General features: G+C 46.8%; 19 protein-coding genes. 16 read left to right on the top strand and 3 right to left on the bottom strand.

The features are described 5' to 3' along the window. Positions 1-12 precede the first annotated feature (12 nt). The 7 genes from AC5ZC7_RS17800 (at position 13) to AC5ZC7_RS17770 (ending at position 9,254) form a co-directional block, all read left to right on the top strand. Positions 13-1,575 (top strand): SusD/RagB family nutrient-binding outer membrane lipoprotein, encoded by a 1,563-nt coding sequence (locus AC5ZC7_RS17800; protein ID WP_496157560.1) that lies wholly within the window; start codon positions 13-15, stop codon positions 1,573-1,575. A gap of 53 nt (positions 1,576-1,628) precedes the next feature. Continuing rightward, positions 1,629-3,860 (top strand): family 20 glycosylhydrolase, encoded by a 2,232-nt coding sequence (locus AC5ZC7_RS17795; protein ID WP_496157561.1) that lies wholly within the window; start codon positions 1,629-1,631, stop codon positions 3,858-3,860. Positions 3,861-3,953: 93 nt separating this feature from the next. Beyond that, positions 3,954-5,270: a gluconate:H+ symporter gene (locus AC5ZC7_RS17790; RefSeq protein ID WP_496157562.1), complete on the top strand. Its 1,317-nt coding sequence runs from the start codon at positions 3,954-3,956 to the stop codon at positions 5,268-5,270. Positions 5,271-5,342: 72 nt separating this feature from the next. Further along, on the top strand, positions 5,343-5,813 hold the full coding sequence (locus tag AC5ZC7_RS17785) for an Atu1372/SO_1960 family protein (RefSeq protein ID WP_496157563.1): 471 nt from the start codon (positions 5,343-5,345) through the stop codon (positions 5,811-5,813). 103 nt (positions 5,814-5,916) lie between these two features. Further along, positions 5,917-6,954 (top strand): PfkB family carbohydrate kinase, encoded by a 1,038-nt coding sequence (locus AC5ZC7_RS17780; RefSeq protein ID WP_496157564.1) that lies wholly within the window; start codon positions 5,917-5,919, stop codon positions 6,952-6,954. Between the two features lie 14 nt (positions 6,955-6,968). Beyond that, positions 6,969-8,042 carry a membrane dipeptidase gene (locus AC5ZC7_RS17775; RefSeq protein ID WP_496157565.1) on the top strand — a complete coding sequence of 358 codons (1,074 nt, stop codon included), beginning with the start codon at positions 6,969-6,971 and terminating at the stop codon, positions 8,040-8,042. A 228-nt stretch (positions 8,043-8,270) separates the two neighbouring features. Then, the gene (locus AC5ZC7_RS17770) at positions 8,271-9,254 is read left to right on the top strand and encodes an ATP-binding cassette domain-containing protein (protein WP_496157566.1); all 984 of its coding nucleotides are present in this window, start codon (positions 8,271-8,273) and stop codon (positions 9,252-9,254) included. Here the strand turns inward: AC5ZC7_RS17770 and AC5ZC7_RS17765 are convergent. Continuing rightward, complete coding sequence (locus AC5ZC7_RS17765; protein WP_496157567.1) at positions 9,251-9,658, bottom strand: DUF2568 domain-containing protein; 408 nt, start codon at positions 9,656-9,658, stop codon at positions 9,251-9,253. The two genes, AC5ZC7_RS17770 and AC5ZC7_RS17765, sit on opposite strands and share 4 nt — an antisense overlap. A gap of 96 nt (positions 9,659-9,754) precedes the next feature. On the opposite strand from AC5ZC7_RS17765, the gene AC5ZC7_RS17760 reads away from it, so the two are divergent. From AC5ZC7_RS17760 to AC5ZC7_RS17720, 9 genes are all read left to right on the top strand, one after another. Further along, complete coding sequence (locus tag AC5ZC7_RS17760) at positions 9,755-10,390, top strand: GDSL-type esterase/lipase family protein (protein WP_496157568.1); 636 nt, start codon at positions 9,755-9,757, stop codon at positions 10,388-10,390. Between the two features lie 232 nt (positions 10,391-10,622). Further along, on the top strand, positions 10,623-11,078 hold the full coding sequence (locus AC5ZC7_RS17755) for a YhcH/YjgK/YiaL family protein (protein ID WP_496157569.1): 456 nt from the start codon (positions 10,623-10,625) through the stop codon (positions 11,076-11,078). 86 nt (positions 11,079-11,164) lie between these two features. Beyond that, the gene (locus tag AC5ZC7_RS17750; RefSeq protein WP_496157570.1) at positions 11,165-11,794 is read left to right on the top strand and encodes a sigma-70 family RNA polymerase sigma factor; all 630 of its coding nucleotides are present in this window, start codon (positions 11,165-11,167) and stop codon (positions 11,792-11,794) included. A 79-nt stretch (positions 11,795-11,873) separates the two neighbouring features. Further along, positions 11,874-13,070: a FecR domain-containing protein gene (locus tag AC5ZC7_RS17745; protein ID WP_496157571.1), complete on the top strand. Its 1,197-nt coding sequence runs from the start codon at positions 11,874-11,876 to the stop codon at positions 13,068-13,070. A 227-nt stretch (positions 13,071-13,297) separates the two neighbouring features. Further along, positions 13,298-16,570, top strand: a complete 3,273-nt coding sequence (locus AC5ZC7_RS17740; protein ID WP_496157572.1) for a SusC/RagA family TonB-linked outer membrane protein — start codon at positions 13,298-13,300, stop codon at positions 16,568-16,570. 20 nt (positions 16,571-16,590) lie between these two features. After that, the gene (locus tag AC5ZC7_RS17735; RefSeq protein ID WP_496157573.1) at positions 16,591-18,234 is read left to right on the top strand and encodes a RagB/SusD family nutrient uptake outer membrane protein; all 1,644 of its coding nucleotides are present in this window, start codon (positions 16,591-16,593) and stop codon (positions 18,232-18,234) included. Positions 18,235-18,414: 180 nt separating this feature from the next. Beyond that, a complete protein-coding gene (locus AC5ZC7_RS17730; protein WP_511911251.1) occupies positions 18,415-19,551 on the top strand; it encodes an aryl-sulfate sulfotransferase in 1,137 nt (378 codons plus the stop codon). 31 nt (positions 19,552-19,582) lie between these two features. Further along, entirely contained in the window at positions 19,583-20,593 is a 1,011-nt protein-coding gene (locus tag AC5ZC7_RS17725; RefSeq protein ID WP_496157575.1) for a c-type cytochrome, read from the top strand. A 39-nt stretch (positions 20,594-20,632) separates the two neighbouring features. Further along, a complete protein-coding gene (locus AC5ZC7_RS17720) occupies positions 20,633-21,718 on the top strand; it encodes a Gfo/Idh/MocA family protein (RefSeq protein WP_496157576.1) in 1,086 nt (361 codons plus the stop codon). Here AC5ZC7_RS17720 and AC5ZC7_RS17715 read toward each other — a convergent pair. Next, positions 21,715-23,028 (bottom strand): TolC family protein, encoded by a 1,314-nt coding sequence (locus tag AC5ZC7_RS17715; RefSeq protein ID WP_496157577.1) that lies wholly within the window; start codon positions 23,026-23,028, stop codon positions 21,715-21,717. The two genes, AC5ZC7_RS17720 and AC5ZC7_RS17715, sit on opposite strands and share 4 nt — an antisense overlap. 33 nt (positions 23,029-23,061) lie before the next feature. Further along, a complete protein-coding gene (locus tag AC5ZC7_RS17710) occupies positions 23,062-24,642 on the bottom strand; it encodes a DHA2 family efflux MFS transporter permease subunit (RefSeq protein ID WP_496157578.1) in 1,581 nt (526 codons plus the stop codon). Position 24,643: the final 1 nt, after the last annotated feature.

Raw genomic sequence — 24,643 nt, 5'->3', positions numbered from 1 at the left:
AAAAAGTTTATTATGAAACGATTGGCCAGATATAAATATATATTTCTCCTGGGTACAGTACTTGGACTGTCCTCCTGCGACAAAGGATTTGAAGAACTCAATACAAATCCAAATGCATCCACCACGCCTAACGTCAACTTCCTCTTTACCCAGAGTTTGTTGAAGGGTAACCTGGTATACGACAGAACTTATTTTTATACCTCTTACCTGCATTGTGGTACGTACATCCAACACTTTTCTATCGCAAAAGAAATTGGTGGTTCCGGCGCAGGCGATAAATACGCGATGAACGATTTTTACCAGAGTTTTTATTATCGTTACATCTACACGAATGCCATCCTTACGCTGCAGGAGATTATTACTACCTTGAAAACGCCGGCGAGAGCAGCAGATGTAAATAAACTATCGGCTGCCCGTATCTGGAAAGTATTGCTGATGCAGCGTATTACAGATCTTTATGGAGATGTACCTTATTCAGAAGCTTCACAGGGAAGAAATAGTGTATTCCTGCCTAAATACGATGCACAGGCAGATATCTATGCAGATATGCTGAAGGAACTGGACGAAGCCATCAAAGCATTTAATCCTGATCCCAATGCTTCCTCTTTTAAAGATGCAGATCTGCTGTATAAAGGAGACGTAGCAATGTGGAAGAAGTTTGGCTATTCACTGATGTTAAGAGTTGCCATGCGCGCAACCAAAGTAACTGATGGAAAAGTAGTAGCGAAAGATTGGGTACAAAAAGCTTTTGCCGGCGGTGTGATCCTTAAAGGGGAAGAAAGTGCCGTACTACATTACAGCAATGGTCCGCAGACATATAATAACAACCCGGTGGCATTTGAACTCGTGGGACAGGATTATAGCCTTAATTCCCACGGTGCCGATAACATTGAATGGGGTAAATACAGTAAAACCTGGATCGACTTCCTGAAGAATAACAATGATCCACGTTTGGGTGTGGTATCTGTAGTGTGGAACAACAACGTACCGGATACTGCTGCCGCTATCCAGAAAGGCATGCCAAACGGCTCCGATAAGAAGACAGCAGATTTTGTTACCTATTCTGAACCGAACCCCGCTACCGTTTTAAATAACGCGGCACCACTGCTGCTATTAACCAATGCCGAAACCAATTTATTACTCGCCGAAGCTGCTTTACGTGGCTGGGTATCCGGTGATAAGGCGCAATACTACAACGACGGCGTAAGCGCTGCATTGAAGAATTGGTCATTGTTTGGTGCTGCCGGCATAATTGCCGGAGACAAGATTAACCAGTATGTGGTAGCACATGCATTGAATGCCGGGGGCACTTTTGATGCACAAATGAACCAGATCCATACACAATTCTGGGCAGCATTATTCCTGGACGAACAGGAAGCCTATGCTAACTGGAGACGTACCGGCTATCCAACACTGGTGCCAGTAAACTATGTAGGCAACGCTACCGGAGGCACTATTCCCCGCCGTTTGCCTTACGCTATTGCAGAACAGGGCATTAATGGTGCACACTATCGCGAAGCAGTAAACAGACAAGGCCCGGATTTATTAACAACCAGGATTTGGTGGGATAAATAGCTATGAAAAGAATATTGCTCATATCAATATTAGTAGGGGTTTGTAACACAACTATGTCACAGGAAAATAAGGCTGCCGCAAAGGCAGCCTTGATTCCTTTGCCAGTGAGTGCTACCTATAACACAGATAGTTTTCTGCTGACGCCTAACACCCGGTTGCTGGCAGATCCCGGAAATGAAAGCGCTGCCACCCTGTTGCAGGAATACATTCAGCAGCAAACCGGGAAAAAATTATTGCTGACCGCATCACCCGGTAGTAACCGTATTGTATTGCATACAGATACCATCCTCGTAAAACAACCCGAAGAATACCTGCTGCATATCACCAAAGAACAGGTGACCATCACTGCGTACAATGCTACCGGCATCGTACGGGGTATTGCCACTCTGCGACAACTATGGCAGCAGAAGAGCACAGTTATGCTGACCTTACCGGGAGCGGTGATACACGATTATCCCCGCTTTGCCTATCGGGGAATGCACCTGGATGTAAGCCGCCATTTCTTTTCGGTAGACTTTATCAAACAGTTTATTGATCAGTTGGCACTGTATAAGATCAACAACTTTCACTGGCACCTGACAGACGATCAGGGCTGGCGCATTGAAATAAAGAAATATCCTAAACTGCAATCCGTTGCCGCCTGGCGGGAACAAACGCTGATCGGGCACAAGAAAGAATTACCGCATGTATTTGATGGACAAAAATATGGCGGATATTATACTACGGAAGAAGTGAAAGCAGTGATTGCCTATGCTGCCGCCAGACATATTGCCGTGATCCCGGAAATTGAAATGCCTGGTCACGCATTGGCCGCCCTCAACGCCTATCCTGAACTGGGTTGCACGAAAGGACCGTATAAAACTGCACAATTCTGGGGAATATTTGATGATGTGTTCTGCGCAGGGAACGACAGCACCTTCACGTTTCTGCAGGATGTACTGGATGAGGTAATAGCCTTGTTTCCTTCTACGTATATCCATATCGGTGGTGATGAATGCCCGAAAGTAAGATGGGCGCAGTGCCCTGCCTGCCAGTTGCGTATGAAGCAGGAACACCTGCCGGATGAACATGCCTTACAGAGTTACTTTATCCGGAGAATCAGCCGGTACGTTAACAGCAAAGGACGCAAAATAATTGGCTGGGATGAAATCCTGGAAGGCGGTCTGGCACCGGGTGCTACCGTGATGAGCTGGCGGGGGGTAGAAGGCGCAATTGCCGCCGCCCGGCAACAACATCATGTGATCATGACCCCGGAAGATGAACTGTATTTCGATCATTACCAGTCCTTGTATCCCGAAGAAAAAGTAGCTGCCGGCGGATATACACCACTGGAAGAAGTATATCACTACGATCCTGTACAGGCGGCAGGAGACACCACATTGCTGCCTTATATTTCCGGTATGCAGGGAGAGGTATGGAGTGAATACCTCGATACAGAACAACAGGCACAGTACATGATCTATCCACGTATGCTGGCCGTAGCAGAAAGAGCCTGGTCACCGCAGGGGGTAAGGGATTACACCAGTTTCTGCACCCGGCTGAAAGCACAGCAGCCCTTGTTGCATGCACAACATATCAAAGCCGCCAATAATTTTGAAGAAATCAATTATAGTATAGATAGCCTCGCGAAAGGGCAGTTATTCATCAGGCTGTACAGCACGGATACAACAGCTACTATTCGATACACTACCGATGGCAGCATGCCAGGCATGCATAGCCCGGTTTATAAACGCCCGGTACGGCTTACGAAAAGCAGTACCCTCAAAGCGGTGTTGTATCAACAGCAACAACGTACACAACGACTATTTCATCAGGCATTTACTATTAATAAAGCTACTGGAGCCAGCGTTACTTTAACACAGGCGCCTAACACCAAATATACCGGTGATGCCAGCCTGCTGGTAAATGGTATGGCAGGATCTAACCGCTATAACGATCAGCAGTGGCTGGGTTTTAGCAAACGGGATCTGGAAGCGGTGATTGATTTGGGCAGTGAACAATCTATTCAGCAGGTAGGCGCCAATTGCCTGAATTATCATTGGCAGAAAATGTGGCCGCCTACTGCGTTGGAATTTTCGATTTCTGCAGATGGTATCCATTTTACACCACTGGCTACCGCTACTGATTTCCCGGTAAACGGGATCAATGCCATACGCCTGAAGGTAAAACCGGTGAAAGCCCGGTATGTAAAAGTCCTGGCCCATAACAAAGGCGTGATACCGGAAGGCGAATACGGTGCCGGCGGCAACAGCCAGCTGCTGGTAGATGAAATTATTATTGATTAAGCTTTTAGCTGTTAGCAGTTAGCTTTTAGCCTGCGGCTGAGAGCCTATAACTGGAAGCTAACGGCTAACATCTAAAAGTTAACTGCTACTTCTATGTCTTTTCTGATAGTAATATTATGCATGCTGGTATTCGTTGTTTTGCTCACCTGGTGCAAACTGAATCCCTTTATTGCTTTTCTCCTGGTATCTGTGTTGGCAGCGTTACTGTTGGGAATACCACCTGAAAAAGTTTCCGCTTCTCTGCAAAAAGGAATAGGCGACACCATAGGAGGGTTGCTGAGTGTTATTGTACTGGGAGCCATGCTGGGCAAGCTGGTGGCGGAGAGTGGCGCCGCCCGCCAGATTGCCAACACGCTGATGCAGCTTTTCGGAGAAAAGTATTTGCAGTGGGCATTAATGGTGGCTGGATTTATTATCGGGATTCCCTTGTTTTATACAGTTGGTTTTGTGCTGATGGTGCCACTCATTTTCTCGGTGGTATACCAATATAAATTGCCGGCAGTATATATAGGATTACCCGCCCTGGCGGCACTATCGATTACGCATGGGTTTCTGCCACCGCATCCATCACCTACTGCATTGGTGGCGCAGTTTAATGCCAATATGGGGCTTACATTATTGTATGGGCTGGTAGTGGCTATTCCTGCCCTGCTATTGGCCGGGCCACTTTTTTCCAGGTATTTGAAACAGATACCCTCGGAGCCATCTGGCTTGTTTCAGCAGCAAGAAGTAAACGATGCTCCTTTACCGGGAAAAATGAATAGTTTTATCACAGCGTTGTTGCCGGTATTACTATTGATTTTCACAACGCTGTTAGCTCATTTTTTTAACCAGGAAAATTCCGTGGCCCATCGTTGGATATTGTTTGCAGGAGATGCACCCACAGTGATGTTGTTTGCCTTGCTGGTAGGCACTTTTACACTGGGCATTTGCCAGCAAAGGCCCGTAAAAAAAATTATGAGTATCTATGCAGATGCGATCCGGGATATTACCATGATCATCTTAATCATTGCAGGAGCCGGTGCATTAAAACAGGTGCTGGCGGATAGCGGCGTGAGTTTGCAGATAGCGAATGCCATGCAGTCCTGGCATATTCCGGTGTTGATATTAGGTTGGTTAACCGCCGCTATTATCAGGGCTTGCGTAGGTTCGGCCACTATTGCCGGCCTTACTGCGGCCAGCATGATAGCCCCACTGATGTTGCAGGGACATGTTAACCCCAACCTGATGGTGTTATCAATAGGAGCGGGTAGCCTGATGTTTTCGCACGTGAATGACGCCGGATTTTGGTTGTTCAAGGAGTATTTTAACCTGAGCATTAAGCATACTTTGTTATCCTGGTCGGTCATGGAAACCATTGTAGGCACGGTAGGCCTTGCCGGGGTACTGGTATTAGATAAGTTCGTATAGGTACTTATCTTCCAAAACTTAAAAAAAACAATATCATCAAATCATATTTTTTAGAAAACTAAAACAGCAACTATGGAAAACAATCATGCGGAAGAGAAATTAGCGGCCCTGGGCCTGTCGTTACCTCCAGCGCCCACGCCGTTAGGTGTGTATAAACCATTTCTGATAGATGGTAAATACCTGTATCTCTCTGGTCATGGTCCGGTGCAGAATGATAAATCACTGATCATAGGCCGTATAGGAGATGCGCTGGATATAGAACAAGGTAAACTCGCCGCGCGGCAAGTTGGTTTAACCATGCTCTCAACCATAAAAACGCATGTAGGCAGCCTGGATAAAGTAAAGCGGGTAATCAAAGTATTGGGTATGGTGAACTGTACACCTGACTTTGAACGTCACCCATATATTATCAACGGTTGCAGTGAATTGTTTGCAGCAGTATGGGGAGAAGAAAACGGCATCGGTGTGAGAAGTGCAGTAGGTTTTGGTTCATTACCAGACAACATCCCGGTGGAAATAGAAGCACTGTTTGAATTATACTAGACAGCGGTTGATTTGTATATTTGGATATTTAGCGGAGTTTGTTTCAGAAAAGAGTACTTTGAAAAATAGTTCAGAGATATCCAGGTAACAAAATAATTAAATAATGCAGAAACCGGATGGTAACAAAGGGCTTCGGGTAACCGCCTTCGGGGAATTTTTGCTGCGGCTGCATAGTAGTGGCGGCAAACGATTTCAACAAACAGACGGATATACCGCCTATTATGCAGGGGCAGAAGCCAATGTATGTGTACTGCTGGCGAGGTTGGGAATGCAGGCCGATTATGTGAGCCGCATGCCGGACAACGACCTCGCGTGGGCAGGCATCCAACAGTTGAAAAGTCATGGCGTCAACACTGACCAGGTATTATTCGGTGGCGATAAGCTGGGCCTGTATTTTACAGAACCCGGTAACAACATTCGGCCTACCCGCGTCATTTACGACAGAACAGGTACGTCGTATGCCGCCCTGGAAACCGGGCAACTCAACTGGAAGGATATATTTGCGCATAGTCATTGTTTCCACTGGTCCGGCGTAGCAGCAGCAGTATCAGAAAGCGCGGCAGCTGTTTGCAGGGAAGCCCTGGAAGCGGCACTGGCGGCTGGAATTACCATCTCTTCGGATTTTAATTATCGTTCCAAACTGTGGAAGTATGGACAGCATCCCTCCGCCGTTATGCCAGGTTTACTACAGCATAGCGAAGTAACGGTGGCCGACCTGGATGCAGTGAAAGTATACTTTGACATTGATACCGATGCGGCATTGCCATTGGAGCAACGCTTTGAACAATGCTATGCTGCTTTGCTACCGAAGATGCCCCGTCTTAAAACACTGGGCATGAGTTTCCGCCGGCAGAAAGACCAGCAACTCTGGTACACCGGTGCACTGGCCCATGAAGGACAGTTTTATTATGCCAGCGGGTTTCCGCTGACGGATATCACCGACCAGATTGGTACCGGAGATGCTTTTACCGCCGGTATGCTGTATGGCCTGATGAATGGTTATACGCCGCAACAGGTCGTCGATTTTGCCACCGCCTGCGGTACCATCAAACAAAGCATTCCCGGCGACTGGGCCATTGTGAGCCGCGCCGAAATAGAAGAACTGATGAAAAACGGTATGTCCGGAAGAATTGTACGCTAATTAATGAAATAACTATGTTTACGATAGATGCACACCTGGATCTTAGCATGAATGCGCTCGAATGGAACAGAGACCTGAAACAATCGGTTACCGCTATTCGCGCAAGGGAAGCTGGGTTAACCGATAAACCGGATCGCGCAAAAGGCGTAGTAGCATTCCCTGAACTGAGAAAAGGAAATATTGGATTGGTAGTAGCCACACAAATTGGCCGTTATGTAGCGCCGGAAAATCCGCTGCCAGGCTGGCATTCACCGGAACAAGCCTGGGCCCAGACCCAGGGACAGCTGGCCTGGTACAAAGCCATGGAAGACGAGGGAGAGATGATCATGATCAAAGACCGCAAAGGGTTGGAACAACACCTGCTGCTGTGGAACAACGGTACCCCCAACGATCATAAACCGATCGGCTACATCCTTAGCCTGGAGGGCGCCGACTCTATCATCGACCTGAAATACCTGGAACGCGCCTATAATAAAGGATTGCGTGCTATCGGCCCTGCCCACTATGGCCCCGGACGATATGCGAATGGCACCGATGCTACTGGTCACCTGAACGAACAGGGTAAACAGCTGATCAAAGAAATGGAGAAGCTGAACATGATCCTCGATGCCACTCATCTCTGCGATGACGCTTTCTGGGATGCCATGGAACTGTTCAATGGCGCCGTTTGGGCCAGCCATAACAACTGCCGTGCGCTGGTGAATCATAATCGTCAGTTCAGTGACGACATGATCAAAGCGCTCATCCAGAAAGGCGCAGTAATCGGTGGAGCACTCGATGCCTGGATGATGGTACCAGGCTGGGTACGTGGAAAATCCACGCCCGAAGCAACTGGCTGCAACCTGGAAAAAATGATTGATCACATGGATCATATTTGCCAGATCGCCGGTAATGCCCTGCATGTGGGCATCGGCACAGACCTGGACGGAGCTTTCGGAAAAGAACAATGCCCTTACGACCTGGAAACTATTGCGGATATGCAAAAACTGCCCGACCTGCTGGCTAAAAGAGGCTATAGTCAGGCCGATATTGAAAATGTGATGCATGGCAACTGGCTACGCTTCCTGCGTAAGGCCTGGAACGACTAGGACCATATGACTTTGGCGATTTATTGTCTTTGAGCAGGATTAAACTGATTATACTGATTTTTTATTTTGATTAACCGATTTTAGGATCTTGCCTCTATTGGCTTTCCATCTATTATCATCTTTTAAAAATCTTTAAAATGTAATCAGTATAATCAGTTTAATCCTGCTCAAAGACAAAAAATCGCTAAAATCGCTGAAATCGCGCCCGGAAAAACTTAACTTGCGCGCATGAATTTTCTCGAGGTTTCCAATATCAGCAAACAACAGCACGGCGCTTATATTCTAAAGGATGTCAGCTTTACACAACAGCAATTTCAGAAAATTGTGATCGCGGGCGAAACCGGTTCCGGTAAAAGCTCACTGATGAAAATTGTGGGAGGAATGGGACAGGCCGATTCCGGCACGGTGATGTTTGAAGGAAAAAAGGTAAAGGGCGCGCTGGAAGTATTGATACCAGGGCATCCCGGCACCGCTTATTTGTCGCAGCATTTTGAACTGAGAAATAATTATCGCGTAGAGGAAATTCTCTCTTATGCTAATAAACTCACCGACGAGGAAGCCGCAGAAATCTATGAGATCTGCAGAATTGACCACCTGCTGAAAAGAAAAACAGACCAGTTATCCGGCGGAGAAAAACAGCGTATCGCCATGGCAAGATTGCTGATATCCTCTCCCAGGCTGTTTTTGCTGGATGAACCCTATTCTAACCTGGATATGATTCACAAAAGTATCCTCAAACAGGTGATCAGTGATATCGGTGAACGACTGGGCATCACCTGTATGCTAATCTCACACGACCCGCAGGATATTCTCCCCTGGGCAGATGAAGTGATTGTGATGAAAGATGGAGAAATTGTACAACAGGGATCTCCACAACAAATTTATAACCAGCCGGTGAACGAATATGTAGCAGGATTATTTGGTAAATATAACCTGCTCTCCCCCGCAAAAGCCACTATACTGGAAGGATTACCCGGTATCACACTCAATGGCAAAAACATCTTTGTACGCCCGGAAGATCTTAAACTGGTGCGGACAAAGAAAGATGCCGTGAGTGGTAAAATCCAGGACGTCAGTTTTTACGGCAGCTATCTCGAAGCAACCGTGGCGATAGGGGCGGAGTTACTCACTATCAAAACCACGGATACCGGTTTGAAAAAGGGGAGCACCGTAAATGTGGGTATTGCGCCGGAAATGGTGTGGTATTTCTAAGGTTTTTGTCCCATAAAAGTTTTACCTGCAAATCCGTTGTAGGGCTTGTTTTGCAGCATCACCCAGGTTCTGTCGTAAGATACGGCGTAGTGGATGATCACAATGATAGCCATCCATATACTGAGTTGCGGATGTCCCAGCACGTGCAATCCATATACCGCCAGTCCGAATAATACCCATTCAAGCAGCAGTCTCAACGGCCCTGGAATAGCAATGGGTGCCGGTTTAGGATCATTCTGGATACGGAATTGGCCCCAGAGAATGGCAGCGATGAACGGAAAACCTGCCGCCAGCAAATAGCGTAACCAATCGGTACCCAGGTGCCAGCCCCAGCAACCTAATACAATCAGCATAATAATTTCGAGCAGAAAACGAACGGCGAGATTCACAGGATGGGTATTCATCGTATAGTCTGTTTTAAATTAGTTTTTTTTCGACTAATTTAACGGTTCCGCAATCATTAAATTGTTATGAAAAAATCTTTGTTGCTCTTAGCATGCATGATATTGCATGTCGGCGGTTATTTAATTGCACAGTCGCCGGCACGGTTTGCCAACGATATTCATACCATCCGGCAGTACGATAATATTTACGCGCCGCCGCCACATCCCATTTTGTTTATCGGCAGCTCTTCTATCCGGAAATGGGACGACCTGGAGCGGAATTTCAGCCAGTATGTAGTACTGAACAGGGGTTTTGGTGGAGCGGAAACCAATGATGTCACCTTCTACGCCAATAGTATCATTTTCCCGTATTCACCAAGACAAATTGTAATATATGTAGGTGAAAATGACCTGCCGGCAGCTAACGCAAACGCAGATACGCTGCTGCAACGGTTTAATGGGTTGTATACCCGGATCAGGACGGAGTTACCGGATATCCCGCTTATTTACATCTCTATAAAACCCAGTCCCTCCAGGGCTGCCTATTTCGAAAAAGCAAGGCAAGCCAATGCCCTGATCAAACAATTCCTGGCCAATAAGAAAAATACAGTGTTTGTAGATATCTATTCAAAAATGCTGGACAAAAAAGGGCTTCCCCGCAAGGAATTGTTCCTGGAGGATATGTTGCATATGAACAAACAAGGATATGCCATATGGGAAAAAGCTATACAGCCGTACCTGTTACGCAACTGATTATTTACGCCGGGGCAGCAGCTTTGCGGGATGTATCATGATATATTTCCGGCGGTACTTTCAACTCCGGCGAACGCAATAACGGCTAACAGGAAGAATCCAATTAAATAGTGGCATATGTTTCACAGGATGTCGGGTTATTTAATAAAGTAAACGGGGGTTTAATAGCAAAAGGTTGGGTAAAAGGAAAAAAAAGTATCTTGCCAATTGATTAATACATTTTTTACTACGCATGATACTGGACACACTGCAGAACGCCCATCTTTATTACCGCCTGGGCGTTAAATTTATAAAGGCCTTTGAATACCTGGCGCAAACCGATCTGACCTTGTTGGAAAAAGGTAAATATGAGATTGACGGCACCAACATCTTTGCTATTGTCAATGAATATGATACCGTAGATGCTTCCACAGAACAGATGGAATCGCACAAGAAATACATCGATGTACAATATATCGTATCCGGTTCGGAACTGATTGGGCATGATTTCCTGCAAGACCAGGTACCCTCAAAAGCGTATGATGAAACGGCCGATTACCAGCTGTTTGCCGAAAACCCGGTGTTTTTTTCCCGGTTGGAGAAAGGGATGTTTGCGATCTTTTTCCCGACCGATCTGCACATGCCTAATATCAAGGTAAGTACACCGATGCCGGTTAAAAAAGTAGTGATAAAGATAGCAGTAAGCTGATAGTCGCGGCATTCCCTATGGTTGCTTATTGGCAGCGGTAGCGAATGCCACCTCCCATTCCACTTTTATGAAATAGCGCAAGTCAGATGAACAGTGAGCAACCAACACCATTTCAAGAGCAATCTGCAGCTTCCCCGGCAAATGAGGCGGGTGTACACATTGGTTTATGGAACCAGATCCGGGGCAATGAACAAACTGCCCTGGTAGCGCTATACGAACACCTGTATTTTAATCTTGTTAGCTATGGAATCCGTAGTTGTGGAGATATTGAGATCACGAAAGATGCCATTAACGACATGTTCCTCGAAATATGGGACCAGCGTCACAAGCTGTCGGAGGTGAATAATGTAAAGTCTTATTTGTTTACATATCTGCGCCGGAAAATCTTTGCCGGCATCCGCCAGTCAAAAAAATCCAGTGAAGCCGCAGACGCCTATGCGGACACCACCAGTCCCCATGAGCTTTCGTATGAAGAATGTATTGTAGCGATGCAAACATCAGAAGAGGTAAAACAGAAAGTAAAACGCGCACTGGCCACGCTGACTCCCCGGCAAAAAGAATTAATACAACTCCGGTATTTCGATGGCCTGAGCATGGAAGAAGTAGGGAAGCGGGTAGGGATTACTACCAAAACCGCTTACAATACACTGGGCAGCGCCCTTAAAAGTTTATCCGTAGAATTGATAGTGTTGATTTTGATGTGGTTATGGCGGTAAAAAACTTTTTTTAAAAAAAGTTTCCTTTTTCTTGGGAATAATTCCTGTTTTCTTACACTACTTAGTATCAACAGTAACAATGGACCAAAATTTTAACGTCGCTGAAGATTTCCTGTTAGACGATTCTTTCCTGGGTTATTGTATGGGCACAAATGAACAGCACATACAATACTGGGAGAAATGGATCGCCGACAACCCGGACAAACGCACTGCATTTGACCGGGCCAGGTATACATTTGAGGTGATCAACGGTCAGCAGGGCCGGTTAGACGTGGAAGTGGGCAAGTTCAAAACCTTGTTGCAGGAACATATTGATCAATCTAATACAACGAAAAATAAAGTACGCCAGCTTTATCGCTGGCGGGCAGCAGCTGCAGCCGTGCTGTTAATTGGCGGCGGCGCCCTCTGGTACCAGTTTGGCTACCAGCATACGCCATCTGCCGTAACGCCTGTACTGGCCCAGCAGGATGTAGCGCCGGGTGCTCCCAAAGCCCGCCTGCAACTGGGAGATGGTACAGAAGTAGCGCTCGATACTATCCAGGGCAATGGCCTGAAAGAAATGGATGGTACCCGTATTAATAAAGATAATGGTAAGCTCGTTTATCATGATGCCGGCAACACCGGCAGCCAGGTAGTGTTCAATACCTTGTCTACCCCAAGAGGAGGAGAGTTCCAGCTGGTATTGCCAGATGGCACCAAAGTATGGTTGAATGCCGCTTCCTCCCTGCGGTTCCCCACAAAGTTTGTAGAAAAAGACAGGACCGTATATCTCAGCGGAGAGGCCTATTTTGAAGTAGCCGAAAATGCCGCACAACCCTTCCAGGTACAAGTGAACAATGGACCGAAAGTAGCCGTACTGGGCACCGCTTTCAATATCATGGCCTACGACGATGAACAGGCCATCAACACCACCCTGGTAACAGGAAAAATTAAAGTAGCCACCCCCTCCGGTAACAGCGTAGTGCTGGCCCCTTCTCAACAGGCAATGCTGCCCAAAGGCAGCCAGCAGTTGACAGTAGGCGAAGCTGACGTTGATAAAATTATTGCCTGGAAATCAGGTATGTTCGAGTTTGATGACGATGATATCACCACAGTTATGAGACAGCTGGCACGCTGGTACGATGTCAAAGTAAAATTTAACGGACCAGTACCGGATAAGCACTATACCGGTTCTATCCGCAAGCAATCCACGTTATCCCAGGCGTTACACATTTTAAAAACAGCCGGGATACAATACACAATAGCAGGAAAAGAAATCATCGTTGAAGTAAAATAAACACACCAATTATAAGGATGTAACAACCAGGATCTTCGTATAATAATGTTTCGGACAAAAAAAACCGGGAACGCGGCAACGTCCCCGGCTAAAATGTCTGGCAGGCATGTTATGCGCTTATTTGACCTAAACAGCTTAACGCTCACCAAAAACTTAACAAATCTATGCTATTTAGACATGCTGGCAAATACCCTACGACCAGGGTATGGGCCCAAATGCTGAAAGTTATGAAACTAGCTGCTTTTTTGCTATTTGTACTGGCAATGCAGGTAAGTGCAACCGGGTACTCGCAAAAACTAACCCTTAACATGCACAACGTGGCATTGTCGAAGGTTTTCAGGGAAATCCGGAAGCAAACCGGGTATGCCTTTTTCTACAATACCGAAATGCTGGAACAGGCAGACAAAGTATCTGTAGCAGTCGTACAGGCCGACCTGGAGTACGTACTGAGTAAGTGTTTAGTAAATAAAAAACTCAATTACAGCATTGTAGACAATACTATTATTCTTTCCGCAAAGCCAACCGACCAGGTGGATGAAGCCCCCAAACCGGTAGCTAATATTTCTGTATTTGGTAAAATTACAGATGCCAATACCGGGGAGCCGCTCATCGGTGCTTCCATCAAACTGAAAGGCACCACCAAAGGCGCCAGTTCAGATGCAAAAGGTAGCTATACCCTGCAATTACCCGACAACGGCGGTATACTGGTGATCTCTTTCGTAGGTTATGAAACCATTGAAAGAACAGTATCCCAGGCCGGCGCACTCGACATTGCCCTGAAACCTAAAGCAGTGCAAACAGAGGAACTGGTAGTAGTAGGATATGGTACCCAGAAAAGAAAAGATGTTACCGGTGCGGTATCTTCTGTAAGAGTGGGGGCTATCAGTGCAAACGTATCTAAAAATATCAGTGCCGCTATCCAGGGCCGTGTACCTGGCGTAGCCATCGAATCTTCCAATGGTGCACCCGGCGCGGGCATGAAAATCACCATCCGTGGTATGAGCACCCTGGGTAACAATACACCGCTGTTCATCGTAGATGGAGTTTTTGTAAGCAACATCGATGGTGTAAGCCCTAATGATGTAGAATCTATTGAAGTGCTGAAAGATGCGGCTACAGCCAGCATCTACGGTGCACGTGCTGCCAACGGCGTAGTTATTGTAACCACCAAAGGCGGCCGCAAAGAATCTATGCCTAAACTGGAAGTAGATACCTGGTTCGGTGTACAAAACGTACAGAAAAAACTGAGCGTACTCAATAGCGAACAATGGACAAAACTGATGAGTGCCAATATCTCTGGCATTCCGGCATACGATCCAAAAACAACCGCTAATTCCAACTGGCAGGATGCCATTTTCAGAAGCGCTCTGCTCACCCGTACTAACGTAAACTTCAGCGGCGGATCCCAACATTTTACCTATAACTTATCTGGTGGCTACCTCAAAGAAGATGGTACCATCAAAAATACCAGCTACAACGCCGCTAACTTCAGAATCAAATCCGAATATGATAAAGGTAGAATACGTATAGGCGAAACCGTAATGGTGAAGAGAGGATCTAACCGCATGAACCCCGGTGGTGGTGATGCGGTGCATGCCCTCATCGGTAGCGCCCTCATGATGCCTTCCACTGTTCCGGTATACGATGCCTCCAACCTGTTGGGTGGATACGGCAGAAGACCAACATTCATGAAAAACCTGTCTAACCCGGTGGCCCGCCTCGATAATATCGACAACACCGACAGAGAAACTTCCCTGCTGGCAAACGCTTTTGCAGAAGTAAAACTGATAGACGGACTGAAATATAAATTAAACGTAGGTTTGACGGAATTACAAGGTACCAACCGCACCTTCACCGGCGCATTCGATGATGGTAATTCTGCCAACACCTTACCTGACTTATCACAGAGCTACAGAACAGCGAATAGCTGGCTGGTAGAAAATACCCTCAACTACGATAAAAAACTGGGTAAACACAGCATCAACGCATTATTGGGTTATACCGCTCAGAAGAATACCAGCTCCGGCTTCTCTGCTTCCCGCGATAACCTGCTGGTGGGAACCTCTGTATTATCTACAGGTGATGCCGGTTCTCAGAAAAATGATGGTAGTGCTACCACTAGCAGCATCGTTTCAAAATTTGCGAGAGTGATGTATTCTTATGACTCCCGTTACCTGTTCTCTGCTTCCGTAAGACGCGATGGTTCTTCCCGTTTTGCCAATGACTACCAGTATGGTTCTTTCCCATCCTTCTCCGCAGGTTGGAATGTTCATAATGAACACTTCTTCTCCGGTATCAGCCACATCGTAAATACCCTGAAGTTCCGTGGTAGCTGGGGTAAGCTGGGTAACCAGGAAATTGGGGATTATTTAACACAAAGCACTATCATCAGCGGCCTCAACTACGTACAGGGTGGTCAGTTATGGCCAGGTGCTACTGCCAGCGGTTACGCCTCTCCAAGAGATCTGTCCTGGGAAGAAACCAAAATCACCAACGTAGGTATGGATGCGGGCTTCCTGGATAATAAGTTCTTTGTGATCTTTGACGTATTCAGCAAAAAAACCACCGGTGTATTGTTAAACGTACCTTTCCCGCTTTCTGTGGGTAAAACAGGTTCGCCTACCCTGAATGCCGGTATCATCCAGAATAAAGGATACGAGGTGTCTCTTGAGTATACAGATAGAAAAGGAGATTTAAATTATCGCTTCGGATTCAGCCTCGGACACACTGCCAATGAAATGATGGGTATCTCCGTGGGTTCCGGCAGACAAGAGTTTGGTGGTATCTCCAGGGCTAAAGTAGGTTACCCGATTGGTGCCTTCTTCTTAGTGAAAACAGACGGTATCTTCAACTCTAAAGAAGAAGTACAGGCACACAGCAAAAATGGTAAACTCATTCAGCCGAATGCTCAACCCGGTGATGTGCGTTATGTAGATGCTAACAACGATGGTATCATCGATAGCCAGGATGAACAATTCATGGGCAGTCCTTTCCCTAAATTCAACATGGGCTTATCAGCTAATCTCTCCTGGAAGAGCTTCGACATGGGCCTGTTCCTGGAAGCTGTAACTGGCAACAAGATCTACAACGGCAGAAGAATCTGGATGGATAAAATGAATGAAGTAACCAACTTCTCTACGGATGTATTGAATGCCTGGACACCGCAAAATCATTCCAACTTCCCTCGTTTTGCACTGGATGATCCTAACAATAATAACATGGCTAATTCCGACAGATGGCTGGAAAATGGTTCTTACCTGCGCTTCAAACGTCTGGAATTAGGCTACAGCATGCCAAAATCACTGACCTCCAAATGGGGTATTGAAAAAGTGAGAGTATTTGCTTCCGGCGAAAACCTGTTCACCATCACCAAATACAAAGGTTATAACCCGGATTTGGGCGGTGACAATAGCAATGTGTTAAACAGAGGTATGGACAACTTATGGGATGCTTATCCTTTGTCCCGCACTTTCCTCGTTGGTCTGAATCTTACATTTTAATTGATTAACCGCATTACAACATGAAAAGAACATATAAATATATAGGTGCACTTGCGCTGGTGCTGGCAACAGCAGCCGGCTGTAATGAAAAGGATTTCCTGAAACAAAAAGATCCTAATCATGTAACCGATGAAAATTTCTGGAAAACAGAATCTGATGTAAGCGCTGCACTGGGCGCCAGTTACAGCCCTATCCGCTCTTCCCTTTATGGCTACTGGGGGCCTTTCCAGGGTATAGGAGATATCAACGGACTGGGAGATGATGTATTTACTATTCCCGGTGAAGAACCACCTACCTGGCAGGTAGTTACGTTTACAAACGATGAAAACAACGGTGATCTGAGCAGCATTTTCGGTGCTTCTTATCAATGTATTCACCGCGTAAACCTGTTGCTGTCAAAAATCGATGCTGTTAATATCGATCCCGCCAAGAAAGCAATATATGTAGCAGAAGCTAAATTCCTGCGTGGATTGTCTTACTATATCCTGGCTTCCAACTGGGGTGGTGTTCCTCTCAGAACCAAGCCCATGGAAACAACCGATGATTATGCTACTCCCTGCAGCACCAAAGAAGAAGTATGGGCACAGGTGGTAAAAGACCTGAGCGATGCAGCAGCAGGTCTTCCGGCAAAACGCGATCCCAAAGAACTGGGTAGAGCCACCAGTGGTGCTGCTGTAGCTTACCTGGGTAAGGCGTATATGTTCATGGAAGATTATGCAAAAGCGCAGACTACTTTCGAGCTGCTGTATAAAGCTCCCTATACATATGATCTGGTAGATAATTATGAAGATAATTTCACCGACAAGAACGAAAATAATATCGAATCCGTATTCGAATGGACATTCGCACCATTGGGTAATCAATACGGCGCATGGAGTACAGAAAATGCCAACTCACCTATGTACAACTATGAGCCTCAGTTTATTGGTACCCCCGCGGGTGGTGGATGGTTTAAATACCTGCCTTCCAACTACCTGGTAGCACAATTCGTAAAAGAGCAACGTCCTGTTGGATCTGATACCAAATTTGATAAAAGAATGTATGCTTCCCTCACCTGGAGATATGGCCGGCTGGGAGAAAAAGATACCACCTTTTATAACGGATTAACTGCGGACAGCCTGTGGAGTTCTGCGGCGTCTAAAATAGATCGCTTAACCAAAACCACTACCAAACTGGATACTACCACTTACGGCCGTTTCCTGATCAAGAAAGGTACCAGCGCATGGCGTAACGTAGCATCAGCCGATAACTACTGGGGAGCAACACCCTCTACTGCCAATAACCGCGTATTCCGCTTTGCCGAAGTATTATTGTTACACGCAGAAGCTGCCGCACAAAATGGTAATCTTCCGGCCGCCATCGCTGACCTGGCCCGCATCAGACAAAGAGCTGGCCTGAAAGCGAAAACATCCGCCGATCTTCCTGCTAAAGCAGATGTGATGGCGGAAATTGATCACCAGAAATTACTGGAATTATTCTTCGAACAAAATCGCATTTACGACCTGAAGAGATGGAATAAAGATGCGGCGCAGATGGTGACCACATTGAAAGCACACGAGAAACAAGGCGCAGATTTATTTATGCCTAAACACTATTTCTTCCCTATCCCGGGTGCTGAACTGAAATCAAATCCAAAAGCAACACAAAATCCGCTTTGGAAATAATGTTGCGGATATTGTCTTAGTACAGGATTAAATTGCTGTTGACGATTTTATTACCTTAAATAATTTGCTATCCTTTTTTAGAAAACCCTATTTGATATTGGTCCTAACTCAATAAAAGGAATAAAATCATCAACAGCAGTTTAATCTTGTAAAAGACAAGATCCTCTTCGCTAAATAATAATGATGAAAAAATACGGCCTCGTTTTACTCGCGTTACTGATTACTTGTGTTGCCTGTCACCAACAACATGCAAAAGCACCGATGCCATACTGGGTGCAGGATGTTTTTAACATCGATAGCATGCAGCCGGAGAAAGTACCCGCCCGTTTTAAAGAAGGGTACGTGTTGTTAAGTCAGCGCGATGAACCAGGTGTATTATACCTATTGAGTGGCAAAGGAAAAGTGGTATGGTATCACCAGGTAAAAGGCACCGGTTTTAAAACGGCGCATTTCACTGCACATCAAACATTGCTCTGCATTTTAGGCAGTAAAGAATATGCCACCAGCTACGGCAACCAGATTATGGAGATCTCCCTGAATGGAGACACCCTGCTCCACCTTCAGAAAGGGCAGGGCGATTTTACTGCCAACGCACACCACGAAGTGCTACTCACCCCGGAGAATAATATTGTATTGTTAAGCACCACAGAACGCATTTTTGACCTCAGCTCCAAAGGTGGCACCGCACACGATACCGTTAGAAGTGATGGTATCCTGGTATTAGACCGCAAAGGACACAAACAATGGGAGTGGACCGTATTTGACGCCCTCGATCCATTAACCGATAAAGATATTATGGGCAGTCGCATGGACTGGATGCATGCCAACAGCCTCAGCTACGATAAAGATGGTAACTACCTCATCTCTTTTTATAACAACGGACAAATCTGGAAGCTGGATGCCCACAGCGGCAAAGTGATCTGGAAATTTGGACGCAACGGGGACTTCCACATCCCGGATTCAGCGGCCTTTGATATGGGCCACGCAGTACATATCAATGCAGAAAATGACCTGATGCTGTTCGACAATGGCGTATCCCGTCAGCAATCTCAAACACTGGCTTTTCAACTGGATGAAAGCGCGAAAACGGCCACCGTTACATTACGTACACCCATTCCAACTTATTTGTTCAACGACCGCATGGGCAGTGCTTACCTGGTGGATCATCAAACCGTGCTGCAATGCTGCTCTAAAAGAAATACGGTATTGTTGACCGACCGGACCGGAACACCACTATGGCGCCTTCGCTGCGGTTTTATTCCCTATCGCGCGGAATTTATCCCCCGGGAACAGTTGCCTGATTTTATAGTGAATTAATTTTTTAGGAAGATAAATACCTCTGCCAGTTATGAAGAATTTACAGCGATTTGTTACCGGCGGTTTCGTGATGGCCACGGCTGCTATTGTTTTCTATTCCTGCCAGTCCAATGTAAAGGCTGCGGAAGAAAGGAAGAAAGAACCCACACCTATAGTAGCGACTTTATTGCCCACCGTGGATTCTGCTGCCATTCCGCATGATAAATACGGGGACGCCGTAAGATACGGACAGGAGCTGATGTACAACACCGCCTATTACATTGGGCCGGAAGGCATCAATGGTAAATACCTGGGTAACAAAATGAACTGTACCAATTGCCATCAGAATGGAGGTACCAAACCTTTTTCCTTCAACCTCATGTTATCTCATGAGCACTACCCGCAATACCGCGCCAGGGAAGGGCATGTGCTAACCCTTGCGGAAAGGGTGAACAACTGTGTGACCCGCCCGCATAACGGTAAACCGCTGCCTCTGGACAGTAAAGAGATGGTGGCGTTCCTGTCGTATTTCAGATGGATCAATAGCTTTGTACCCAAAGACAAGCCGTCTAAAGGCATTAAAAACCTGGAGGTCACCCTGCCGGATGTAGCCGCCAGCCCGGAACGTGGCGAAAAGTTATACGTACAACATTGCGCCCGCTGCCACGGTGCGGAAGGAGCCGGACAACTGCGTAGTGATAATATCACCTATACTTATCCGCCGCTATGGGGACCTTATGGATACCAGCCAGGATCCAGCATGCACCGCGTGATTAAGCAGGCACAGTGGTTAAAAGCCAATATGCCCTATGATAAAGCAACCTGGGATAAACCTTTCCTCTCCGACGCAGAAGCCATGGACATCGCGGCTTTTGTAAACGACGACAGCCGTCACCACCGCCCGGATGTAAAGAATTTCGACTATCCGCATGTAGAAGAAAAGGCCATCGATTATGACAAAGGCCCTTTTGCAGATACTTTTTCTACGGCACAACATAAGTACGGCCCTTACCTGCCGGTAATCGGTTATTGGGAAGGCAAAGGCTGGAAGCCATCTTACTAAAACACTATTAGAAACAAAACATATTTCCTAGATTTAGGAATGCGTATTGTTTTACTTACTTTCCTGCTGATGCATGCTATGGGCTGCATCCTGGCACAGCCATTACGTGTAGCCGTAGCCGGTGTTTCCCATGGTCATGCGGCCTTTATCCTGGGGCGGCCCGACAAAGGCGATATCCGTATTGTAGGCATCTATGAGCCGGATACGGCGCTGGCAAAGCTGCGCGCCAGGCAATATCACCTGCCGGAAAATATATTTTATACCCACGTGGATCAAATGCTCGATGCGGTAAAACCGGCCGCTGTGCTGGCATTTGGATCTATTAAAGCACACCGGGAGGTAGTGGCCGCTGCCGCCCCCCGGCATATTCACGTAATGGTAGAGAAGCCGCTGGCTACCACCGTGGCGGATGCCCAATGGATGGACTCCATGGCGCGCCGATACCAGGTAAAGCTCCTGACCGATTACGAAACCAGTTGGTACCCCTCTGTAGCAAAAACATTCCAGTTGCTGGAAGACAGCAGCTTCGCCGGACAGGTCAGGAAAGTCGCCATTAATGATGGGCACCAGGGGCCAAAGGAAATAGGCTGTGGACCGGAATTTCTCCAATGGCTCACCGACCCCGTACTGAACGGCGGTGGCGCCCTGATGGATTTTGGCTGCTACGGCGCCAACCTGATGACGCATCTCATGAAAAATCGTATGCCCGTATCCGTTACTGCGGTGGCGCGGCACTACAAACCATTGATTTATCCCAAAGTAGAAGATGATGCTACCATCCTGGTAGATTACGGAGATGCCCAGTGCACCATTCAGGCATCGTGGAACTGGACATTCAGCCGTAAGGATATGGAAATTTATGGCGATAAAGGATACTTAATAGCCGCCGATAAAAACACGCTGATACAACGAAACAACGAGCGTACGCCTGCCATAACCCGGCATATCAATGCGGCAGACGTACCCGTATATGAAGATCCTTTCCGTTATCTCATAGATGTATTGAACGGTACCGTTAAAATGCCGGATCATGGCTTGTACGCGCCGGCCAACAATGTGATGGTAGTGCGCATCCTGTCGGCCGCAAGGGAATCTGTACGCACCGGGAAAACCGTTAAGTTTTAGAAGGCGCCTATTGCTTTTTTATATTTTATTTGCGCCACCAGGTAGTCGTACTGCGTTTTTATATATTGCTGCTCCGCGGAGCTGATAGACCTTTCCGTTTCTAGCAGGTTGTTATACGCAAAGCTGCCCAATGCAAATTCCTTTTGTTGCTGCTGGTAAATTTGTTCAGAGAGTTCGTAGTTACTTCGTGTGGTTTGCACATTCAGCAAAGCATTGTTTAATTCCGTAGTGGCCTGTTGTACCTCAAACAGCACATCATTTGTTTGTTGCTGCAGGTGATCAGCCGCTTGTGCTGCCTGCAACTGGTAGTTCCGGATATTATGCTTGTTTTTAAGATGACCAGCAACCGGGATGCTCAATTTTACCCCTACGTAGCTAAAAGGACTCCACCATTGCCCACGGGCATAGTCGAAATTGGTATATAAAAATTGTTGGGAATAATTGGCGGTGGCAGATAACGTAGGAATAGCATATTGCCGGGCTTTATATAATTGCAACCGGATATCCTGTTCTTCCAGCCGCAATTGTTTAAGCTCTGTTCTGTTAGTATAATTGTTGTTCGCCGATATAGCAGTTACCTCGCTGATGCCCAGTGTATCCGTTAACGTGAGGGAGTCGCCGGCAGGAACATTGATTTGATATTTAAGGTTTTTTACGGCCAGGTCATAATTCTGGGAGGCGCTGGTAGTGGTAATTTTAGCGTTTTGATAATCCAGTTGGGCACGCAGGTAGTCTGTTTTAATGAGGGCCCCCTGTTGGTATTTACCTGCTGCCAGCTGGTAGTATTCATGAAAACGCTGCTCATCTTTTATCGCTATCTGTTGCTGTAAATCTTTCAGCAACACATTGTAATACGCCGTAGCAATCTGGACTTTGATATTGATTTCGTCTGACCTGTTTTTCTCTTTTTGTAGTGCCAGTTGATTACGGGCAATTTTAATATCCGTGTTAAGCGTGGGCTGCAGTAAGGGTTGTTGCAGCTCTATACCCAGGACGGTAGCGTTTTTGGCGCCCAATGCCAGGATGGTAGGCTTTTCGGACCCGGCAAAACCAGGTGGGATAAAAGTGGCCTGTAGCTGGGTTTGATAATGAATATTCCCATTCGCGTTGATATCTGGTAGCCAGGCAGTCTTGCTTTTTTGCAGGGTATTATCTGCCAGGGTAATATTGTATTTATTGGCTTTCATATCAAAGCGGTTGGCGAGGCCCAGGTCCATGGCCTGCTGTAGGTTCAGTTGCCTGGGCGGGTTGCTTTGCGCATGAGCGGTGAGCGTTAAACCGGTTAATATGGTGAGCAGAAAAGGTTTCATTGATGTGTATTTATAAATTTGTGTCTGAATTGTTTAATGGGCGTCTGTCATGGTAACAGGCGCCCCTGTTTTTTTATACCGTATCATCAGTACGAGGGGAACCGCCAGCAGCATTACCAGCCCTACCATGAGGAAGCCATGGTTGTAACTGATCAGCAAGGTTTGTTTGGTGAGTGCGCTGTCTGTTAGCTGCCAGGCAAGTTGGGTGGATTCATCCGGGCCATAACCCTGGCCGGCCATGCTTTGTTGTATGTTGTTAATGTAATTGGTACTGGTTGGGTTATAAAGACTGATAGCGGGTATCATATTCATGCGTACCGCTGCATTTTCATGGCTCAGGTAGATGTTCAGTAAAGCCACACCTAATGCGCCTCCTAATTGCCGCAGCATATTGGATAAGCCTACTGCCTGCGCCAGGTCTTTTCCCTGCAGGCCGGCTGTGGCCAGGCCTATTACCGGCATAATCATGATGACGGCGCCGATGCCACGGATCATGAAGGGCCAGAAGAAATTACTGCTATTCGATTCCGGAGAGGAAAACGACATCATAAACAGAAATAAACAGGTAAGGCCTAACCCGGTTAGGATAATGATTTTAGGATTGAGGCCTTTCTCCATGGTCTTTTTGACGATCACCATGCCAACAACCGTCACCAGCATACCAGGAATCATAAAAGCCCCGGTTTGCGTGGCCGTCCAGCCCAGTGACACCTGTACAAAAAGAGGGAAAATAAACAGGGTGCCGGTCATGATAATACCTACAATCAGGTTCATAGCGCTGCCCATCGCCAGGTTGAAGTTGCGGTATAACCGGAGGTTAACAGCGGGGTAGTCGATGGACAACTCCCGGATTACAAAAGCAGTCAGCCCTATTAAGGAAAGCACGAAGAAAAAAGTGATTTCACTGCTCGCGAACCAGTCGGCGGTAGTGCCTTCCTCCAGGATGTATTGCAGGGAGCCAATGCCGATGGCGAGGAAGCAAATGCCCCATACATCTATCCGCGGCTTTTCAGCATCGGCAAGGTCCTGTACATATCGCCAGGATAACCACGCTGCAGCGGTACCGATAGGGATATTGAGGAAGAAGATCCAATGCCACGAAAAGTTATCTGTGATATAGCCACCGAGAATGGGACCAAAGGAGGGACCGAGTATAACACCTAAACCAAATATCACGAGGCCGGTAGTTCTTTGCTCAGGAGGAAAAGCATCCATGATAATACTCTGTGCGGTAGACAGGATGCCGCCGCCGCCAATGCCTTGTATGAAGCGCCAGGCTACCAGCACCCACAGGCTGGTGGAGCAGCCGCACATAAAAGAGGAAAAGGTAAAGAGGGCTACGGAGGCGGTGAAATATAGCTTTCTGCCAAACAGGTTCGACAACATACCAGATAGCGGAATTACAATTACGTTGGCAATGCTATAGGCAGTCACCACCCAGGCAATTTCTGTGGTGGTAGCGCCGATGTTACCGCTGATTTCCCGCAGGGATACATTCACTACGGTGGTATCAATCAGTTCCAGTACGGCACAGGAAACGGCGGTGAGGAGTAGTATCCAACGCGCCGCGCCGGTAGGGTAAGTGATGGGAGTAACGGCAGAAGTAGTGGTCATG

The sequence above is a fragment of the Chitinophaga sp. 9-1-y genome, assembly GCF_059511905.2.
This window is presented reverse-complemented; position numbering and strand designations above follow the sequence as displayed.

Coding starts and splice junctions, on each gene's coding strand:
- AC5ZC7_RS17800 (WP_496157560.1), top strand. CDS start 13: ATGAAACGATTGGCCAGATATAAATATATATTTCTCCTGGGTACAGTA.
- AC5ZC7_RS17795 (WP_496157561.1), top strand. CDS start 1,629: ATGTCACAGGAAAATAAGGCTGCCGCAAAGGCAGCCTTGATTCCTTTG.
- AC5ZC7_RS17790 (WP_496157562.1), top strand. CDS start 3,954: ATGTCTTTTCTGATAGTAATATTATGCATGCTGGTATTCGTTGTTTTG.
- AC5ZC7_RS17785 (WP_496157563.1), top strand. CDS start 5,343: ATGGAAAACAATCATGCGGAAGAGAAATTAGCGGCCCTGGGCCTGTCG.
- AC5ZC7_RS17780 (WP_496157564.1), top strand. CDS start 5,917: ATGCAGAAACCGGATGGTAACAAAGGGCTTCGGGTAACCGCCTTCGGG.
- AC5ZC7_RS17775 (WP_496157565.1), top strand. CDS start 6,969: ATGTTTACGATAGATGCACACCTGGATCTTAGCATGAATGCGCTCGAA.
- AC5ZC7_RS17770 (WP_496157566.1), top strand. CDS start 8,271: ATGAATTTTCTCGAGGTTTCCAATATCAGCAAACAACAGCACGGCGCT.
- AC5ZC7_RS17765 (WP_496157567.1), bottom strand. CDS start 9,658: ATGAATACCCATCCTGTGAATCTCGCCGTTCGTTTTCTGCTCGAAATT.
- AC5ZC7_RS17760 (WP_496157568.1), top strand. CDS start 9,755: ATGATATTGCATGTCGGCGGTTATTTAATTGCACAGTCGCCGGCACGG.
- AC5ZC7_RS17755 (WP_496157569.1), top strand. CDS start 10,623: ATGATACTGGACACACTGCAGAACGCCCATCTTTATTACCGCCTGGGC.
- AC5ZC7_RS17750 (WP_496157570.1), top strand. CDS start 11,165: ATGAACAGTGAGCAACCAACACCATTTCAAGAGCAATCTGCAGCTTCC.
- AC5ZC7_RS17745 (WP_496157571.1), top strand. CDS start 11,874: ATGGACCAAAATTTTAACGTCGCTGAAGATTTCCTGTTAGACGATTCT.
- AC5ZC7_RS17740 (WP_496157572.1), top strand. CDS start 13,298: ATGAAACTAGCTGCTTTTTTGCTATTTGTACTGGCAATGCAGGTAAGT.
- AC5ZC7_RS17735 (WP_496157573.1), top strand. CDS start 16,591: ATGAAAAGAACATATAAATATATAGGTGCACTTGCGCTGGTGCTGGCA.
- AC5ZC7_RS17730 (WP_511911251.1), top strand. CDS start 18,415: ATGATGAAAAAATACGGCCTCGTTTTACTCGCGTTACTGATTACTTGT.
- AC5ZC7_RS17725 (WP_496157575.1), top strand. CDS start 19,583: ATGAAGAATTTACAGCGATTTGTTACCGGCGGTTTCGTGATGGCCACG.
- AC5ZC7_RS17720 (WP_496157576.1), top strand. CDS start 20,633: ATGCGTATTGTTTTACTTACTTTCCTGCTGATGCATGCTATGGGCTGC.
- AC5ZC7_RS17715 (WP_496157577.1), bottom strand. CDS start 23,028: ATGAAACCTTTTCTGCTCACCATATTAACCGGTTTAACGCTCACCGCT.
- AC5ZC7_RS17710 (WP_496157578.1), bottom strand. CDS start 24,642: ATGACCACTACTTCTGCCGTTACTCCCATCACTTACCCTACCGGCGCG.